General features: G+C 61.4%; 15 protein-coding genes and 2 pseudogenes. 4 read left to right on the top strand and 13 right to left on the bottom strand.

The window, feature by feature from the left end:
* Window positions 1-64: 64 nt before the first annotated feature.
* On the bottom strand, window positions 65-562 hold the full coding sequence (locus B5E41_RS22790) for a DUF2244 domain-containing protein (protein ID WP_088396163.1): 498 nt from the start codon (window positions 560-562) through the stop codon (window positions 65-67).
* On the opposite strand from B5E41_RS22790, the gene nth reads away from it, so the two are divergent.
* Window positions 561-1358, top strand: coding sequence for an endonuclease III (gene nth / locus B5E41_RS22785; RefSeq protein WP_176439466.1), 798 nt, complete (start codon window positions 561-563; stop codon window positions 1356-1358). The two genes, B5E41_RS22790 and nth, sit on opposite strands and share 2 nt — an antisense overlap.
* Here the strand turns inward: nth and B5E41_RS32795 are convergent.
* Both B5E41_RS32795 and B5E41_RS22780 read right to left on the bottom strand, forming a co-directional pair.
* Window positions 1329-1457 (bottom strand): annotated as a pseudogene (locus B5E41_RS32795) (TetR/AcrR family transcriptional regulator); the annotation flags it as partial. The gene nth and the pseudogene B5E41_RS32795 sit on opposite strands and share 30 nt — an antisense overlap.
* A gap of 26 nt (window positions 1458-1483) precedes the next feature.
* A complete protein-coding gene (locus B5E41_RS22780; protein ID WP_088396161.1) occupies window positions 1484-2197 on the bottom strand; it encodes a sulfate transporter family protein in 714 nt (237 codons plus the stop codon).
* A 230-nt stretch (window positions 2198-2427) separates the two neighbouring features.
* Between B5E41_RS22780 and B5E41_RS22775 the strand changes: the two genes are divergently transcribed.
* Window positions 2428-3282, top strand: coding sequence for a MurR/RpiR family transcriptional regulator (locus tag B5E41_RS22775; RefSeq protein ID WP_011426888.1), 855 nt, complete (start codon window positions 2428-2430; stop codon window positions 3280-3282).
* Window positions 3283-3292: 10 nt separating this feature from the next.
* Here B5E41_RS22775 and B5E41_RS22770 read toward each other — a convergent pair whose 3' ends face one another.
* The 9 genes from B5E41_RS22770 to B5E41_RS22730 all read right to left on the bottom strand — a co-directional run bounded on the left by B5E41_RS22770 (window position 3293) and on the right by B5E41_RS22730 (window position 13185).
* A complete protein-coding gene (locus tag B5E41_RS22770; protein ID WP_088396160.1) occupies window positions 3293-4876 on the bottom strand; it encodes an FGGY-family carbohydrate kinase in 1584 nt (527 codons plus the stop codon).
* On the bottom strand, window positions 4876-5565 hold the full coding sequence (locus B5E41_RS22765; RefSeq protein WP_088396159.1) for an HAD family hydrolase: 690 nt from the start codon (window positions 5563-5565) through the stop codon (window positions 4876-4878). The genes B5E41_RS22770 and B5E41_RS22765 overlap by 1 nt, the downstream gene beginning before the upstream one ends.
* A 97-nt stretch (window positions 5566-5662) precedes the next feature.
* A complete protein-coding gene (locus B5E41_RS22760) occupies window positions 5663-7144 on the bottom strand; it encodes a mannitol dehydrogenase family protein (RefSeq protein ID WP_088396158.1) in 1482 nt (493 codons plus the stop codon).
* Between the two features lie 82 nt (window positions 7145-7226).
* Window positions 7227-8225, bottom strand: a complete 999-nt coding sequence (locus B5E41_RS22755; RefSeq protein ID WP_011426892.1) for an ABC transporter ATP-binding protein — start codon at window positions 8223-8225, stop codon at window positions 7227-7229.
* A 16-nt stretch (window positions 8226-8241) separates the two neighbouring features.
* Window positions 8242-9072 (bottom strand): carbohydrate ABC transporter permease, encoded by an 831-nt coding sequence (locus B5E41_RS22750; RefSeq protein ID WP_004668736.1) that lies wholly within the window; start codon window positions 9070-9072, stop codon window positions 8242-8244.
* A gap of 1 nt (window position 9073) precedes the next feature.
* Window positions 9074-9946: a carbohydrate ABC transporter permease gene (locus B5E41_RS22745; RefSeq protein ID WP_020922334.1), complete on the bottom strand. Its 873-nt coding sequence runs from the start codon at window positions 9944-9946 to the stop codon at window positions 9074-9076.
* 137 nt (window positions 9947-10083) lie between these two features.
* The gene (locus B5E41_RS22740) at window positions 10084-11394 is read right to left on the bottom strand and encodes an ABC transporter substrate-binding protein (protein ID WP_011426894.1); all 1311 of its coding nucleotides are present in this window, start codon (window positions 11392-11394) and stop codon (window positions 10084-10086) included.
* A 145-nt stretch (window positions 11395-11539) separates the two neighbouring features.
* A complete protein-coding gene (locus B5E41_RS22735) occupies window positions 11540-12493 on the bottom strand; it encodes a sugar-binding transcriptional regulator (protein WP_064805109.1) in 954 nt (317 codons plus the stop codon).
* 113 nt (window positions 12494-12606) lie between these two features.
* Window positions 12607-13185, bottom strand: coding sequence for an exopolysaccharide biosynthesis protein (locus B5E41_RS22730; RefSeq protein ID WP_170965855.1), 579 nt, complete (start codon window positions 13183-13185; stop codon window positions 12607-12609).
* Window positions 13186-13492: 307 nt separating this feature from the next.
* Here B5E41_RS22730 and B5E41_RS22725 point away from each other — a divergent pair, with 307 nt between their 5' ends.
* Window positions 13493-14410 (top strand): ROK family protein, encoded by a 918-nt coding sequence (locus tag B5E41_RS22725; RefSeq protein WP_088396157.1) that lies wholly within the window; start codon window positions 13493-13495, stop codon window positions 14408-14410.
* On the opposite strand, the pseudogene B5E41_RS22720 reads toward B5E41_RS22725, so the two are convergent.
* A pseudogene (locus B5E41_RS22720) lies at window positions 14407-16316 on the bottom strand (beta-N-acetylhexosaminidase). The gene B5E41_RS22725 and the pseudogene B5E41_RS22720 overlap by 4 nt on opposite strands.
* Before the next feature lie 232 nt (window positions 16317-16548).
* On the opposite strand from B5E41_RS22720, the gene B5E41_RS22715 reads away from it, so the two are divergent.
* Window positions 16549-16791 (top strand): transposase (locus B5E41_RS22715; protein WP_176439322.1); only part of this gene is annotated, 243 nt, incomplete at its 3' end.

The raw sequence follows: 16791 nt of genomic DNA, 5'->3' as shown, positions 1-16791 counted from the left end.
AACAAGGAGATAATCAATAGGCCCGGGCTAAACCACCCGATTCTTGCGCGCTCGCCTGATAGGCTCAGATACGCTGCTTGACGGTGGCGAGCGCGCCCTTGAAGGCCTTGGCGAAACTTTCGCGGTCGTCAGGATTGAGGAAGGAGCCGATATCCGTGCGCCGGCCCTCGCCGAAAATATGCATGGAGAGGATCCCGATCTCCTGGTGCCTTCGGACGAGGAACCGCGCCCAGAACGGGTTGAAATGATGCTCCACCATCCGCCCCGATGGGGCAAACTTGCGCACCGATACGTCCGTACGCGACACGGTGACCTGTTCGTGCACCCGTCCGGAGCGGTAATTCAGCCAGAAGGCGCCGTAGAGAAGCGCGAAATCCAATCCGAAGAAGAAGCCAATCGGCCAGGCGCCGGTGGCGATGAAGAACATCCCATAAAGGAAGCAGACGGCGCCGGACAGAATGAGCAGCACCTTGAAGCCCCGGCGGCCGAGCGACCGATGTGGGAAGAGCTCGGCGGCGAAAACAGGCTGCTCATTGGAGCTGTTGGCGTTGCTTTCCGTCATGACCGCTGAGTATAGAGTTTCTATGGCGAATCCGAAACTCAAATCCCTGCCGCAAGCCACGAATGTGATCCCCCGCCGCAAACCGGCGGCGGCGATCAAGACCGCCTATTCGCCGGCTGAACGCGAGGAAATCTTCCGTCGCTTTTCGGTGCAGCGGCCGGAGCCGCGGGGCGAGCTGGAGCACACCAACCCTTTCACCCTTGTCGTGGCGGTAGCTCTCTCCGCCCAGGCCACCGATGCCGGTGTCAACAAGGCGACGCGGGCGCTCTTCAAGGTGGCTGATACGCCGCAGAAAATGCTCGATCTCGGCGAGGACAAGCTTCGCGATTACATCAAGACGATCGGCCTTTACCGCAACAAGGCGAAAAACGTCATCGCGCTCTCGCAAATGCTGGTCGACGACTTCGCCGGCAAGGTGCCGGAAACGCGCGAGGAACTGGTTCGCCTGCCCGGCGTCGGCCGCAAGACTGCCAATGTGGTGCTGTCCATGGCCTTTGGCCAGGCCACCATGGCCGTCGACACCCACATCTTCCGGATCGCCAATCGCATCAGGCTTGCTCCCGGCAAGACGGCTGATGAGGTCGAAGCGCGCCTGATGAAAGTGGTACCGAAACACTACCTCTACCATGCTCATCACTGGCTGATCCTGCACGGGCGCTACACCTGCAAGGCACGCCGCCCCGAATGCGAGCGCTGCATCATCGCCGATATTTGCAAATCGCCGGAGAAGAGCTCGGACGTGCCGGCCCCGCTCGTCGAGCTGCCACCGCAGGTGATCGGCGAGGCTGTCGAGTAGAACAGTGATCGCCTGCTCGTAACTGCGCCGCTCCGCGCCCGCCTCGATCGACATCATCACGCCGATCCCACAGCGCGCCAAGTTCGCGCTAATGTACGAGACATCAAGCCTTAGCTGCCCGGGCCTCAGGCGCGGAAACCGGCGTCCTTTGCCGAAATCAGCTTGTGCAGATGCACCATCATGCCCGCCGCAAAGAGGGGCGTCAGCAGGTTGACCACAGGGATGGCCAGAAAAAGGGCGATCACCAACCCGCCGAGAAAGACCGTCGGCGCATGTTTGGTGCGGAAGAGCCGTGCCTCATGAGGCGGACGGAAGCGCATGGCGGCGAATTCGAAGAATTCCCGCCCGAGCAGGTAGCCGTTCACCAGAAAGAAAGCGACCAGATTGACGCCGGGAATGAACAGCAGCAACAACGCCACGATATTGCCAAGGATCACCACTCCGAGGAATTTGATCGAGCTCGCCATCGCCGGGCGGATCGGCATGGCGGCGCCCGGCGCGTCGGCGGGATAGTCACGTTTTTCGATAACGTCGGCGACATCGTCGAGGAAAAGGCCTGCTATCAGCGCCGTGACCGGAGAAAGCAGCAGCGCCAGCACGAGCGCAAGGCCGATCCCGGCCAGGATTGCGAAGATCAGAGCAAACCATCCGGCCCAATCCGGCATATCGGGAAAGAAGCTGGTGAGCCAGGGAAAGAGAAAGGCCATGAAGGCCCCGCGTAGCGCGAACCAGAGGCCGACGAGCACGAGAAGCGTCAGGCCGAGCACTTTCCAGAAGACCGAGCGTGTCTCCGGCGCGAACAGATTGGCGAGCGAAAGGCGTGCGGCATCAAGAATCATTTCTTCAGCGTCTCCGGTTACGCAGAAGATGTAGGAAAGGCGAATGCTACCGACAAGAGAGAATAAAATTGCAGGCTTTAATAGAAACTTGTCGCAATATTAGAACGAATATAATATTATCAGACGCAGAAATACGAGCCTGAGAAGCAGCTTCCGAAAATAGTTGCAAAGACAAAGGGGCGCGTTAGCGCATCCACGGAACGCCTCTGAGGAAATACGGGGAGGCTGATGTGGAAGACTTTGTGCACAAACTCAGGCAATACGTAAAAAGCGGCACACCGGCCGAGCGTCGCATTGCGAAATATTTCTCCGAGCACCTGAACGACCTGCCGTTTGAGACGGCAGCATCTGTCGCCGACAGGCTGGATCTCTCGCCGATGACCGTCGGGCGCTTCCTGCGCGCGCTCGGCTACCAGGGTTTGGACAGCGTCAAGGTGGAAATTCGCGAGACCGTGACCACATCGCCGGCGCAGCTGCAGAGCGCCATGAGCGAACTCCACGCGGACGCCGCGGAGGGCAAGCCGCTTGCCGTGCTGGTTGCCGAGCAGATCCAGGCCCTGCATCATATCTATCATCTGACGGCGCAGCCGCTTTGGGCCGAAGCCGTCCGCCTGATCAGCACGGCCCGCGAAGTATCGATCGCCACGCATGCGCGGCTCGCAAGCCTTGCCAATCATTTCTGCCAGCGGCTGACGCAAGCCCGTGATGGTGTTCGCACGCTCGATGCCACCGACAATCGTTTTGCCGAACTCTTCGCCCGGCAGGCCGTCGACGACGCTTTGCTCGTCATCATCGACTGCCGCCGTTTCGCCAAGGCACGGCTGCTTGCCAGAACCGCCCGGCGCTACGGCTACAAGGTCGTGCTGATTTCGCCTCAGCAAGCAGACTGGATGGCGGATCAGTCAAACGTCATGCTGTCCTTGCCGCCGGCACGCGCTCCCGATCTCGACAACCTTCCGCCGCTGATCGCGCTGCTCGATTGCCTGTCCGAATCCGTCATTCTCGAAGTCGGAGAGGAGGCAGCCCTCCGCCGCCGCCGCATGCTGGAATTTGCGACCGTGCTCGGTGAAACCGCAAACCACTAGATGTGAGCTTTCAGAACATCGCTTCCAGTTCGGCACGGTGCCGATGCATGGCCAGAAGACGGCGATAGTCGCGGTCGTAAAGCGCCTGTTTCGCCTTGTCGGGAAGCCGTTCGTCGCCGCCCGGATACATCGCCTCGCCGGCTGCCGCCAGATCCTCGTGCAGGCCGCAAGCCACGGATGCCGCAATCGCCGTGCCGAGCAACACCGCCTCGTTCATCTTCGGCACCACGACCTTGCAGCCGGTGGCGTCGCTATAGAGTTCCATCAGCACCGGGTTCTTGACGTGTCCGCCGGCGATATGCAGCGTATCGGGCACGTAGCCATATTCCGTCATCGTCTCCAGGATATGGCGGATGCCGAGAGCGATCGCCACCGCCGACCGCCAATAGAGTGCGCAGAGCCCGTCGAAGGAGGTGTCGAGCGTCAGCCCGCTGATCACACCGACGGCATGCGGATCGGCAAGCGGCGAGCGATTGCCGTGAAAATCCGGCAGCACAAAAATGCGCTCGCCGAAAACATCGCCCTCCTCTGCCCGCAATTCGGCGATGCGCGCGACGATCTTCTGGTGCAGCGCCGCCGTCGGCTCACCGCCGGCCGCATGCATGCGCACGATATGGTCGAGCAGCGCACCGGTCGCAGATTGCCCGGCCTCCACCAGCCAGGACCGCGGGAAGACAACCTCGTAATAAGGTCCCCACATTCCGTGGCTCGGCTTGCACTCCTGCGAGAAGGCGACGATGCAGCTCGACGTGCCGGCGATCAGTGCCAGCTGGCGCTCACGTGCTACAGGATCGGCGGCATAACCGCCGAGCGCCCCGAGTGCCCCGGCATAGGCGTCGATCATTCCCGCGGAGACATGGCACTCCGTTGTCAGCCCCAGCGCCTCGGCCGCATCAGCCGTCAGCCGGCCTATACTGCCGCCGACCGGCACAGTCTCGTCCGGCAGCCCGCCGCGGGCCTGAAGATCGTCGAGCCCGATCCGCTGCAGGAAATCCTTCTGCCATCCCTTTTCGAGATGGGCGAGATAGTTCCATTTTGCCGTCAGCGTGCAACGAGAACGAGCAGTCGACCCAGTTGATTTCCAGGTCATGAAATCGGCGAGATCGAAGAAATAGCCCGCCTTTTCCCACGTCGCCGGCAGCTTCTTCTTCAGCCACATCAGCTTCGGCATTTCCATTTCCGGCGACATGACGCGGCCGGAATGTTCGAGCACCCTGTGCTCCGTCGCCGTGCAGAAGTCGGCTTCCTTAAGCGCCCGATGATCGAGCCACACGATGGTGTCGAAACGCCGCTCGCCTGTTGTGGACACACTGATCTGCCGGCCCTCGACGTCGCGGACGACGAGCGAGCAAGTCGCATCGAAGCCGATTGCTCCGACCGAGGCGGCAGCGATACCGGATTGCTCCATCGCCCTGCGCGCCGCGGTGCAGGCGGCCGACCAGATGTCTTCGGAATCGTGCTCGGCGTGGTTTTCACGCGGCCGGTTCATGACGATCGGATGTTCGGCCTTGGCCAGCAGACGGCCGCTGCCATCGAAGACGCCGGCGCGCGCACTGCCGGTGCCGACATCCACCGCAACCACATGATCACGCATCAAATCGCAGTCCCGTCCAGCTTATGGTTGCGGACAAGGTGTATCAAATCCGGCATGGCGTCAAACACCACATCAGGCGAAAGTCGGTCGAGTTCGGCGCGGTATCCAGCGAAATTCGCATGCGATCCGCCGGTGAAGGCAAAGACCGTCATGCCCGCCGCCTTGGCGGCGGCAATGCCGGCCGGACTGTCCTCGATGACAACGCAGGATCCGGGCTCGACATGCATCTGCCGCGCCGCGTGGAGGAAGAGATCGGGGGCCGGTTTGCCGCGCTTGACCATTGTCGCGCTGAAGATGTCGGGCAGTTTGTCGAGAAGTCCGGTGACAGAAAGCGACAGCCGGATTCGCTCCATCTGGCTTGAAGAAGCGACACAACAGGGAATGCCGAGCCCGTCTATCGTCGCCGCGATGCCGTCTATCGGCTTCAGCTCGGTGCGGAACCGCGCGTAGAGATCGGTGCGGATGCGCTCGAGGAATTCCTCGCCGGCGTGAATATTGAACTCGATTTCGAGCGTATCGATGAGGGTTGCCAGGCTGCGGCCGAGAAAACGCTCATAGGCCTGGTCTTCGGTGATCGAAACGCCGAGATCGCTCATTGCCCGGACGAGTACGCTGATCGAGATCGGTTCGCTGTCGACGAGCACGCCGTCGCAATCGAAAATGACCAGCCGTGGTTCAGCATCAGCCATGAAAGACCCAACCTGACTTCAATTCGGACGCATGATTGTCCCGCTTCGTCCGCAAGACGTGATTGGATGGCCGGCCGATGCCGCCACCCGCATTCCCTTACACTGCGAGCTTGCCGTCGAGATAGAGCTGCAGCGTTTCCCGCGTGCCCTTTTCCCACAAGGTTTTAAGAGCACGAGCGAAACGTTTTCGGAAAAGGTCCGATTTCGCCACCTCGCCGAAAATATCATCGAAGACGAGGAAGGCCGACGGATCGTCCTTTGCCTCCAGCGCCGCCGCGTGCAGGCGCTCGGCGCTGGCGTCGTTGAAGACGATATCCTTGCCGCTGTCGGTCTTGCCGGCGAAATAACGGCACCAGAGCGCCGAGACCAGCGCCAGGCCGATGACATCCCTGCCCTGGCGCAGATTGTCGAGCGTCGACGGCAGGATGAATTTCGGCTGGCGGTTCGAGCCGTCCTGCGCCAGACGCGGGATGGTGTCGGCGATCTTCGGATTGAGAAGCCGATGCTCGATGAGGGCAAAATAATCCGGCAGCGACGTATTCGGCACCGGCGGCACGATCGGGATGATCTCGTCCTTCTCGAGCTTGGCCAGGAAAGCTCGGATCAGCGGATCTTCCATCGCATCATGCACGAAATGAATGTCCATCAGCGCCGCCGGATAAGCGATCGCGGCATGCCCGCCGTTGAGGATGCGGATCTTCATATGCTCGTAGGGCGTGACATCCGGAACAAAGGTTACGCCGACCTTTTCCAAGGCCGGGCGGCCGGCCGTGAACTTGTCTTCGAGCACCCACTGCTTGAATTCTTCGCAATAAACCGGCCAGTTGTCCTCAATACCGAAATTGTCCCTGAGGAAATCGATCTCCCGCTGGCCGGTCGCCGGCGTAATACGGTCGACCATCGCGTTGGGAAAGGCGACGTTAGCCCTGATCCAGTCGGCAAGGGCGGCATCCGAAAGGGCTGCCGTGCCGATCACGGCATTGGCGGTGACGACGCCGTTATGGGGAATGTTATCGCAGGACATCACGGTGAAGGGTCCGATGCCCTTGTTCTTGCGCGCCTTCAGGCCGGCAACGATCAGACCGAAGACCGTCTTCGGCGCACCGGGATTTTGTCCATCGGCGGCGATAGCAGGATGGGCCGGATTGAACGTGCCTGAGGCATCGATGAAATAACCGCCCTCGGTGATGGTCAGCGAGACGATGCGGATCTCGGGATCGGCAAGCCTGGCGATGACGGCGGCGGGATTGCCGACCGGCAGAATGTCGATCATCGGGGCGGTGACCCGCGCCGCCGTCTTGTTGTTGTCCTGCTCCACCACCGTCGTCAGGAAATCCTGCGCCGCAAGCTTCTCGCGCATGGCGGCATCCGATGGCAGAACGCCGGCACCGATAATTGCCCAGTCGTGATCGGCGCCCTGATTGAAGAGATCGTCGAGATAGATCGCCTGATGCGCGCGGTGGAAGTTGCCGACGCCGAAGTGCACGATGCCGGCTTTCAGCGACGCCCTGTCATAGGAAGGGATTGCGGCAGTGCGCGCCGCGTCCGAAAGCGTTGCCAGCGATAATTTGCACGTCATGTTTCAGTCCTCTTGAAGGTCTTGCCGAGACGGCCGGGCGCCATCGCCCGGCTCGCATGCCTGCCCCCAGCCGGCCGCCTGCTCAGATCGCAAGGCCGCCCTCGTTGAATTTGTGAATGCGCGAACGGTCCGGCGTCAGGTAGACGGTATCGCCCGCCTTGGCGGCAAAATCGCCGCTGCCGCGCGCCGTCAGCATGCCGATCCCCTCGACATCGATATGCAGGAAGGTGTCGGAGCCGAGATGTTCGGCGACCACGACCCTGCCCTTCCAGTCGCCACTCTCCATCGACAGCAGGATATGTTCTGGGCGGATGCCGATCGTATGCGCGCCGAGCTCGGCCGCGTTCTGGCCCTTGATGAAATTCATCTTCGGCGAACCGATGAAGCCGGCGACGAAAAGGTTGCGCGGGCGGCTGTAAAGCTCGAGCGGCGAGCCGACCTGCTCGATATTGCCCCTGTTCAAGACGACGATCTTGTCGGCCATGGTCATGGCCTCGACCTGGTCGTGGGTGACGTAGATCATCGTCGTCTTCAGCTGCTGATGCAGTTCGCTGATTTCGAGGCGCATGTTGACGCGCAGCGCCGCATCGAGGTTCGACAACGGTTCGTCGAAGAGGAAGGCCGAAGGCTGGCGCACGATGGCGCGGCCGATGGCGACGCGCTGGCGCTGACCGCCGGAAAGCTGGCGCGGCTTGCGCTCCAAATAGTCGGTAAGATTGAGTACGCGGGCGGCATCCGCCACCTTGCGGTCGATCTCCGCCTTGTCGACGCCCGCCATCTTCAGCGGAAAGGCGATGTTGTTGCGCACGCTCATATGCGGGTAGAGCGCGTAGGACTGGAACACCATGGCAAGGCCGCGCTCCGACGGCGCCTTTTCGGTGGCGTCCCTGCCGTCGATGACGATCTTGCCGCCGGAGACGTCCTCGAGACCGGCGATCAACCTCAGCAGCGTGGACTTGCCGCAGCCGGATGGACCGACGAAGACGACGAATTCGCCGTCCCTGATGTCGAGATCGATCGAGGGGATGACCTTGGCTTCGCCGAAGACCTTGGAAACCTTCTGAAGGGTAATGCTGCCCATGTTTGTCTCCCTTTTCTTATTTCACTGCGCCGAAGGTCAGGCCGCGGACGAGTTGTTTCTGGCTGAACCAGCCAAGGATCAGGATCGGCGCGATCGCCATCGTCGATGCCGCCGAGAGCTTGGCGTAGAACAGGCCTTCCGGGCTGGAATAGGAGGCGATGAAGGCGGTCAGCGGCGCCGCCTTGGAGGCGGTGAGGTTGAGCGTCCAGAAAGCCTCGTTCCAGGCAAGGATGATGTTGAGAAGCAGTGTCGAGGCGATGCCGGGCACCGCCATCGGCGTCAGCACGTAGACGATCTCCTTCATCAGCGACGCCCCGTCCATGCGGGCCGCCTCGAGGATCTCGCCAGGGATTTCCTTGAAATAGGTGTAGAGCATCCAGACGATGATCGGCAGATTGATCAGCGTCAGCACGATCACCAGCCCGATACGTGTGTCGAGCAGGCCCGAATTGCGGAACATCAGATAGATCGGGATCAGCGCGCCCACAGGCGGCATCATCTTGGTCGAGAGCATCCACATCAGCACGTCCTTGGTCCGCTTGGTCGGCGAAAACGCCATCGCCCAGGCGGCCGGGATCGCGATAATCAGGCCGATCAGCGTCGAGCCGAAGGATATGATCACCGAGTTCATGAAGTGACTGAGATAGTTCGACCGGCTCTGCACCTCGGCGTAGTTCTCCGTCGTCCAGTGGAAGAACAGGAACTGCGGCGGCGAGGCGATGGCGTCGGCTTCCGACTTGAAGCTCGTCAGGAAGGTCCACAGGATCGGGAAGAAGATCAGGATGCCGAGCGTCCAGGCAATCGCGGTGACGATGACCTTGTGCTGCGTTGTGACTTTTCTGGCCATCTCAAGCCTCCAGATTCTTGCCGACGAGGCGCACGAGGAAGATCGCGACGATATTGGCAAGCACGACCGCGACGATGCCGCCCGCCGAAGCGCCGCCGATATCGAACTGCAAGAGCGCCTGCGCATAGACGAGATAGGTGAGGTTGGTGCTGTCGGTGCCGGGTCCGCCATTGGTGGTGACAAGGATTTCGGCGAAGACCGAAAGCAGGAAGATCGTCTGGATCAGGATCACCACGGTGATGGCGCGCGCCATGTGCGGCAGGATGATGTAAATGAATTTCGAGATCGCGCCGGCGCCGTCCATTTCAGCCGCCTCCTTCTGCTCCTCGTCCAGCGACTGCAGCGCCGTCAACAGGATAAGGGTGGCGAAGGGCAGCCATTGCCAGGCGACGATGAGGATGACGGAAACCAGCGGCGCGTTCGCCAGCCAGTCGATCGGCTGCAGGCCCAGCGCCTTCGCAAGATGCGCAAACAGGCCGTTGACCGGGTTCATGAACATGTTCTTCCAGACGAGTGCAGCCACTGTCGGCATGACGAAGAACGGCGCGATGACAAGGATGCGCACGATGCCCTGGCCGTACATCGGCTGGTCGAGCAGCAGTGCAAAGGCGATGCCGCCGACGACGGTGACGACAAGAACGCCGGCAACAAGCAGCAGCGTATTGATCAGCGCGGCGATGAAGGCCGGATCGGACAGGAAATATTCGTAGTTCAGCAGGCCGACAAAGCTCTCCATGCCGGGGCTGAGCAGATTGTAGTTCAGCAGCGAGAAATAGATCGTCATCGCGAGCGGGACGATCATCCACGCAAAGAGGAACAGCACGGAGGGCGCAATCATCAGGCGCGCCGCGGAGCGAGTATGTGTTGTTGCCATGGCAATCACCGATCTGATCTGATGCAGGGAGCGGCCGCAAGGCAGCTTTAATCTGGAAAAGAGGCCGCCGATGCGGTTCGGGCAATCGGCGGCCCAGAGGGGCGGATTGTCAAGGATCCGCCTCTTCTCAGGAGGTTTTATTTAATGTAGCCCGCTTTGGTCATTTCCCGGGTTGCCAGTTGCTGTGCGCTCTTCAACGCCTGGTCGACCGAAATCTGGCCGGCAAGGGCTGCCGAGAACTGCTGGCCCACCGCCGTGCCGATGCCCTGGAATTCCGGGATCGCCACGAACTGGACGCCGACATAGGGGACCGGCTTGACGGTCGGCTTGGTCGGATCGGCCGAGTTGATCGAGTCGAGCGTCATCTTGGCGAACGAAGCCGCCTTCTGGTAGTCCGCATTCGCATAGAGCGACTTGCGGGTGCCCGGAGGTGCGTTCAGCCAGCCTTCCTTCTCGGCGACGAGATTGGTGTATTCCTTGCTCGTGGCCCAGGCGACGAACTTCTCGGCAGCTTCGACCTTCTGCGAGCCTGCCGGGACGGCGAGGCTCCAGGCCCAGAGCCAGTTGCCGCGCTTGCCGAGGCCCTTGTCCGGGGCGAGCGCAAAGCCGACCTTATCGGCGACCTGCGACTGCTTCGGATCGGCGACGAAGGAAGCGGCAACCGTTGCGTCGATCCACATGCCGCACTTGCCGGTCTGGAAGAGCGCCAGGTTCTCGTTGAAGCCGTTGGAGGAGGCGCCCGGAGGGCCGGCATCCTTCATCAGCTTGACGTAGAAGTCCAACGTGTCCTTCCACTCAGGCTGATCGAACTGCGGCTTCCACTTCTCGTCGAACCAGCGCGCGCCGAAGGAATTAGACATGGCCGTCAAGAACGCCATGTTCTCGCCCCAGCCGGCCTTTCCACGCAGGCAGATGCCGTAGATTTCCTTGTCCTTGTTGGTAACCTTGCGGGCTGCGTCCGCGATGAAATCCCAGGTCGGGGCGTCGGGCATCTTTAGCCCGGCGGCGTCGAACAGGTCCTTGCGGTACATCACCATCGAGCTTTCGCCGTAGAATGGCGCCGCATAAAGCTTGCCGTCCACGGTCAGGCCGCTGCGGATCGCCGGCAGCAGGTCGTCGACGTCATAATTGGCACCGAGATTGTCGAGCGGCAGCAGCCAGCCCTGCTTTGCCCAGATCGGAACTTCATAGGTACCGATCGTCAGAACGTCGTACTGGCCGCCCTTGGTCGCGATGTCGGTCGTGACCTTCTGGCGCAGCACGTTCTCTTCGAGGGTGACCCATTCGAGGTCGATGCCGGGATTCTTCGCCTTGAAATCATCCGTCAGCTTCTGCATCCGGATCATGTCGCCGTTGTTGACGGTCGCGATTGTCAGCGTTTCGGCCGAAGCCATGCCGGCAAACGCCAGTGCTGAGCAGGCGCCCAGCAGAAAAGTTCTCAATGTCATATCTTCCTCCCAGAAGACGAGATGTGAGCATTCGCTTTGCTCATGAGCAATTACTCATCACTCCATAAAGAAAGTCAATCGGCAATCGTTGCTGCGATGCCGAAGACCACAGTCTTCTCTTTGATTTAATTGCAATATTTTTTGCTCAGCTTTTGAGCAAAAATTCGGCCGTCTCTTCGTCGGTGATCAGCGCGTTTATTTGATGGCCGACGACGGCGGCTCTGATCGCCTTGAATTTGCGTTTGCCTTTGGCGAGCCCGATGACCATCGATGCCTCGCGGGACGGGATCGGCGCCGAGGCGACGCGCTCGTTGATCGGGTTGTCGAGCAGCTTGCCGTCGACATCGAAGATCCAGCCGCAGATTTCACCGACGGCGCCCCCACGCATAAGCTCCATCATTTCGTCCTTCTCGAGGAATCCGTCGACGCAGAGGGGCCCGTCGATGCCGAGCTCGCCGATGCCGACGAAGGTGACATCTGCCTGCGCGCTCATGTCGAGCGTCGAGCGCACCAGTTGCTGGCCATGCAGCAGCTCCCGTTCTTCGGCCGAGGTGACGAGCACCGGCAGCGGCATCGGATAGTGCCGCGCCTTGACCGCATCCGCCATGCTGAAGATGACGTTGTAATAGGCGGCCGAACCGTCCGGCGCGATATTGCCGGTCAACGAGACGATCCGGTGATTGGGACATTCGATCGCCGGAAGCTGATCGACCGCCGCCTTCAGCGTGCGGCCGGTGCCGACCGCCAGCACGATCGGTTCCGGCCGCTTCAGCCAGCGCTCGATCTCGGCCGCACCCGCCTCCGCGATGCCGACGGTGGTCGACGAGGAACCCGCATCGCTCGGCACCACCTCCACATGTTTCAGCCCGAATTTTCGCCGCAGCTGGTTGGCAAGCTCGAGGCAGGCAGCGATCGGATGGTCGAGCCGCACTTTGATCAGACGCTCGGCGACCGCAAGCGACACCAGCCGCTGCGCCGATTGCCGTGAAATGCCCATCGCGGCGGCGATTTCATCCTGCGTGCGTCCGGCGACGTAATAAAGCCAGCCGGCACGGGCTGCATCGTCGAGCCGTGCAGGGGTCTCTGATCTTTTTGCCATCTACTGCTTACCGCGCAAAATGAGCCGGCTTGTCGCCGCCGGCTTGATGTGAGTCTCTATGCGCCAGATCAAAACAAAATTCCCGAAAATGTCGAGCCTGTTGACGCCACCGCTCAGGCGAACCATTGCATGACGAAATAAATCGACGCCTTGGCGAGACCGTAAATCACACTGCCGGCAATGACGAGCGACACGGTCGTCATGATAAAGCCGATGAGGGCGAAGAGCCCGTCACGCCCCATAATGCCGAAAGCGAAGACCGAGATGGTGATCGCCGGCAGGATGTTGCCGAGCGGAACCGGCAGAACCAACACGATCGAAAGCAGAAGACAGGCAAGGCCGGCGAAATATTCCGCCGGCGGCTCGGCGAAGATCGCAAGCCGCGGCTTCAGCATGCGCTCCGCCCAGGCGAGCCAGCGGTGGATGCGGCCGACGATGGTCTCGAAGTCTTCCCGCCGCATCGAGCGGTTTGCGATCGCCTTCGGCAGCCATGGTTTCAGCCCGAAGGTCAATTGCACCGCCAGAAAAACCAGCGGCGCGCCGAGCACGGCCGAGGTGCCGGGCGGGGTGGGAAAGGCGTTCGGCAGCGCGAAGATCAGCATCAGAGCACTGATCGCCCTGTCACCCATCGTCTCGAACAGATCGCCGATCGAAATCCACTCCCGGCTTCGGTCGCCTGCCAGCTGCCGCAGGACCGCTGAGAGGCGGCGGCCTTTGGGACGTGGCGGACGGGGTCTTCTGCGTCTGTTGGAATCGGCGTTTTCGATGCTCATGATACCGGTAGATGATGGAAATGCAGGGTCCGAGTTTGGCCGCGCAATATGCCAATTGAATGACTTAAGGGACAGGAAATCAATGAGAAGGCCTGTCGGCGGCTATTTGCGTTCGACCATCGCTCCTTTGCGCCGCCAGCCCATGGCAGGCAGATGCATCAAGGCTTGTAATTCTTGGCCAACAGTGCGAGCAGACGCTGAAAGCCAGAGAAACGGCAGGCAGGCAATGATTATTTCATTCGACATCGGCGGCTCCGCCATCAAGGGCGGCATCGCCCGCTCCGAGACAGACATCGTCCCCCTCGGCCGCCGGCCGACGCCGAAGGATGATTTTGCCGCTTTCGTCGAGACCCTGCGCGACATCATCGCCGAAATCGGCGAACAGCCGAGCCGCGTGGCTCTGTCGATCGCCGGCGTCGTCGATCCCGATACCCAGCGGCTGACCTGCGCCAACATTCCCTGCATTCACGGCCGCACGCTCGCAGCCGACCTCGAAGCCGAACTTGCTCTGCCTGTTTTGATCGCCAATGACGCTGACTGTTTCGCCATGGCTGAAGCCGGTCTCGGCGCCGGCCGCGGCCATCGTATCGTCTTCGGCGCCATCCTCGGCACCGGCGTCGGTGGCGGCCTGGTCGCCGATGGGCGCCTCGTCAACGAGGCCGGAGGTTTTGCCGGCGAATGGGGTCATGGCCCGATCATCGCATCGGCGGCCGGCAATCCGCCCGTCGCCATTCCCGCCTATGCCTGCGGCTGCGGACAGAAAGGCTGTGTCGACACCGTCGGCGGCGCCCGCGGGCTGGAGCGCCTGCACAAGACGCTGCATGATCTCGGCCTTGCGAGCGAAGAGATCATCGATCAGTGGCGGCGCGGCGAGAAGAAGGCGATGCGCACCATCGACGTCTATGTCGATCTCGTCGCCTCGCCGCTCGCCCTGACGGTCAACATAACAGGCGCCACCATCGTGCCCGTCGGCGGCGGGCTTTCCAATGTCGCGCCGCTGCTGGTCAAGCTCGACCAGGCGGTGCGTGGCCGCACCCTGCGCGAGTTCGACCGGCCGCTGGTGGTGCCGAGCGAATGCCGCATCGAACCGGGCCTGATCGGCGCAGCGCTACTGGGACTGAAAGCCGATGCCGCTGCATCCTAAAGCACCGGCCACATCCGCACGATCGCTGCGAACCGGTTCCAGTCTTTGCGTTCCAATGGGGTCCATGCGGCTTCGGCGACTGCAGGAAGGCGCGGGAAGACCAGCCGATTGAAGTAGGCGCGAGAAAGGAAATTTTCGGTCCAGATGCAAGCCTGAACCCCACGCACTCTGTCCCGTAGCGCTTCGACAACTCGCCTTCGGCCTCGTAAGCATAGGTATATTCCGGCGGTGCGTGGCCCGCCCAGCTCGCGCCTGGCTCGTCCCAGGCTTCCGCCTGCGCCATGTCGAGATAATAGGCCTGGCCCGGCGTCATCACCACATCGTAACCTTGCTGCGCCAGCGCGATGCCGACAGCGGGCTTCTCCCAGGCCATCAGCAAAGTGCCGTCGCGGTCGACGCCGCCACCATGCGAGACTTCGTTCCAGCCGGCGATCTTCTTGCCGTGCGCCGACAACATGGTTTTGATCCGTTTCAGGAAATAGGACTGCAGCTCGGCCGTGCCGGCAATTTTCTCCCGCTGCATCAATGCCTTGCAAAGCGGCGACGAAAGCCAGGCGCCGCTTGCCACCTCGTCGCCGCCGATATGAATATATTCACCGGGGAACATCGTGACCATCTCGTCGAACACGTTGCTGAGAAATTCATAGGTGAATTCGATCGCCGGGTTGAGGGCATTGTTGGCATAACCCTGCACGGCGCGATAGCTGTCCGGCGCCTCCTGCCCGTCGACGAGCGCGGGCAGCGACAACAGCGTCGCGGTGCTATGGCCTGGAACATCGATTTCCGGCACCACCTCGATATGCAGAGAGGCGGCATGGGCGACGATTCGCCTGACATCCTCCTGCGTGTAATGGCCGGAGCGCGGTTCCGCCCCGTCACCAAGCTGCGGCGCGAGCACCTCGTCCGGGCCACGCCGCGCCCCGATTTCCGTAAGCTGAGGATAGGCCTTGATCTCCAGCCGCCAGGCTTCGTCGTCGGTCAGGTGCCAATGGAAAATATTGAGCTTGTTCCAGGCGAGGATATCGATCAGCCGCATAACATCAGCCACCGGGTAGAACTGCCTGGCCACATCGAGATGGCAGCCGCGCCAGTCATAACGAGGCTGGTCAGCGATCGTGCCGAAATTAGGAAATCTGAAACTCTCCCGATTGGCACGCGCGCCGTGCATGATTTGCGCCAGACTGATCAGGCCATAGTGCCGACCCGTCGCATCCGCGCTGGAAAGCACGACCTCATGCGCGGTAAATCGTATTTCATAGGCGAGCGCAGCGATCGATGATTCGGTGACGAAACGAATAGCGCGCCCGCCCTTTACGGCGCAGAGCGAGAACAACAGATTTTCAGCCGGATAGAGCCGCTGGTAAAGCGAAAGAACCAGAGACAACGCTTTGACCGCTTCAGGTCGTGCGCCCTCGGCCGGATAAAGAACGACCGGTAGCTCTCCCGCCTTCAGCGCGAGCGCCAGCGGCCAGGGCAGCAGCGAATAGGGCTCCTCTACCCGGCCGGGCGGCAGAAGCGGCGGCGCAATGCCGCCATCCCGGCCTTCGAGAAGGAGATCGCCGAAACCGACAGGAACATGGCGCCCGTCGCCAAGTGTCAGATAGGCCGATTTGACCCCTGATGTCACATGTTTCGGCTCTCGGGTCAGCCCCTCGACGGTGAACCGCCAGTGGCCGCCCGGCGGCACACTCAGCCCGTCGGGCGGCCGGAATTCATGGAGATGTGCGACTTGTCGCTTCAGGCTGCCGCCAGCGCAGACGTGTTTGTCGGCAAGCCGCGTTTCCGACGTATAGGCGAGCGAGAAACCGGAAAGCGGCTCGGCCGAAAGATTGAAGAGGGTGAAGGTCAAGCGCCCGAAACTGCTTTCGACCGGGCGCCAGCTTGTTTCCAGACGATAATCGGCCATGGTCGCGCCTCCGCTGTCAATGGACGGCCGGGATTACGGCTCGCGCCCCGGCATGCTTTCAAAAGCTTAGCTTTTTCGAGGCAGCAATGGAATCGGCGCGAGTCGAGACGAAGCGGACAGTGATGAGAACCGTGAGATTGCGACTTGCAAGGAAAACGGCGCGGCTTTCGCCGCGCCGTCAGATTGCTGACAAACCCCTGGCGAGAGCTGGGGGTTTGTGATTCACTGGGACATGTTGAAGAAACCCAGCCCTGAACAGACAGCTCTCGAGATGGTGACGCTCGATAGTCTGGTGCCAAAGGATCACCTGCTTCGCAAGATCGAGGCGGTGATTGACTTCTCCTTCATCCACGACCGCGTTGCGGGATTGTATTGCGCCGACAACGGCCGACCACCGCTCGATCCAACCTTGATGTTCAAGGCGTTGTTCATCGGCTACCTGTTCGGCATCCGCTCCGAGCGGCAGTTGGTGCGC

Source organism: Rhizobium esperanzae, from assembly GCF_002204185.1.
In the GTDB taxonomy this organism is placed as follows: Bacteria; Pseudomonadota; Alphaproteobacteria; order Rhizobiales; family Rhizobiaceae; genus Rhizobium; species Rhizobium esperanzae.
The sequence above is the reverse complement of the archived record's forward strand: the minus strand, read 5'-3'. Positions and strand labels throughout refer to the sequence as shown.

Coding starts and splice junctions, on each gene's coding strand:
- B5E41_RS22760 (WP_088396158.1), bottom strand. CDS start 7,144: ATGACGTGCAAATTATCGCTGGCAACGCTTTCGGACGCGGCGCGCACT.
- B5E41_RS22790 (WP_088396163.1), bottom strand. CDS start 562: ATGACGGAAAGCAACGCCAACAGCTCCAATGAGCAGCCTGTTTTCGCC.
- B5E41_RS22780 (WP_088396161.1), bottom strand. CDS start 2,197: ATGATTCTTGATGCCGCACGCCTTTCGCTCGCCAATCTGTTCGCGCCG.
- B5E41_RS22765 (WP_088396159.1), bottom strand. CDS start 5,565: ATGGCTGATGCTGAACCACGGCTGGTCATTTTCGATTGCGACGGCGTG.
- B5E41_RS22740 (WP_011426894.1), bottom strand. CDS start 11,394: ATGACATTGAGAACTTTTCTGCTGGGCGCCTGCTCAGCACTGGCGTTT.
- B5E41_RS22770 (WP_088396160.1), bottom strand. CDS start 4,876: ATGCGTGATCATGTGGTTGCGGTGGATGTCGGCACCGGCAGTGCGCGC.
- B5E41_RS22735 (WP_064805109.1), bottom strand. CDS start 12,493: ATGGCAAAAAGATCAGAGACCCCTGCACGGCTCGACGATGCAGCCCGT.
- nth (WP_176439466.1), top strand. CDS start 561: ATGACCGCTGAGTATAGAGTTTCTATGGCGAATCCGAAACTCAAATCC.
- B5E41_RS22750 (WP_004668736.1), bottom strand. CDS start 9,072: ATGGCCAGAAAAGTCACAACGCAGCACAAGGTCATCGTCACCGCGATT.
- B5E41_RS22745 (WP_020922334.1), bottom strand. CDS start 9,946: ATGGCAACAACACATACTCGCTCCGCGGCGCGCCTGATGATTGCGCCC.
- B5E41_RS22725 (WP_088396157.1), top strand. CDS start 13,493: ATGATTATTTCATTCGACATCGGCGGCTCCGCCATCAAGGGCGGCATC.
- B5E41_RS22755 (WP_011426892.1), bottom strand. CDS start 8,225: ATGGGCAGCATTACCCTTCAGAAGGTTTCCAAGGTCTTCGGCGAAGCC.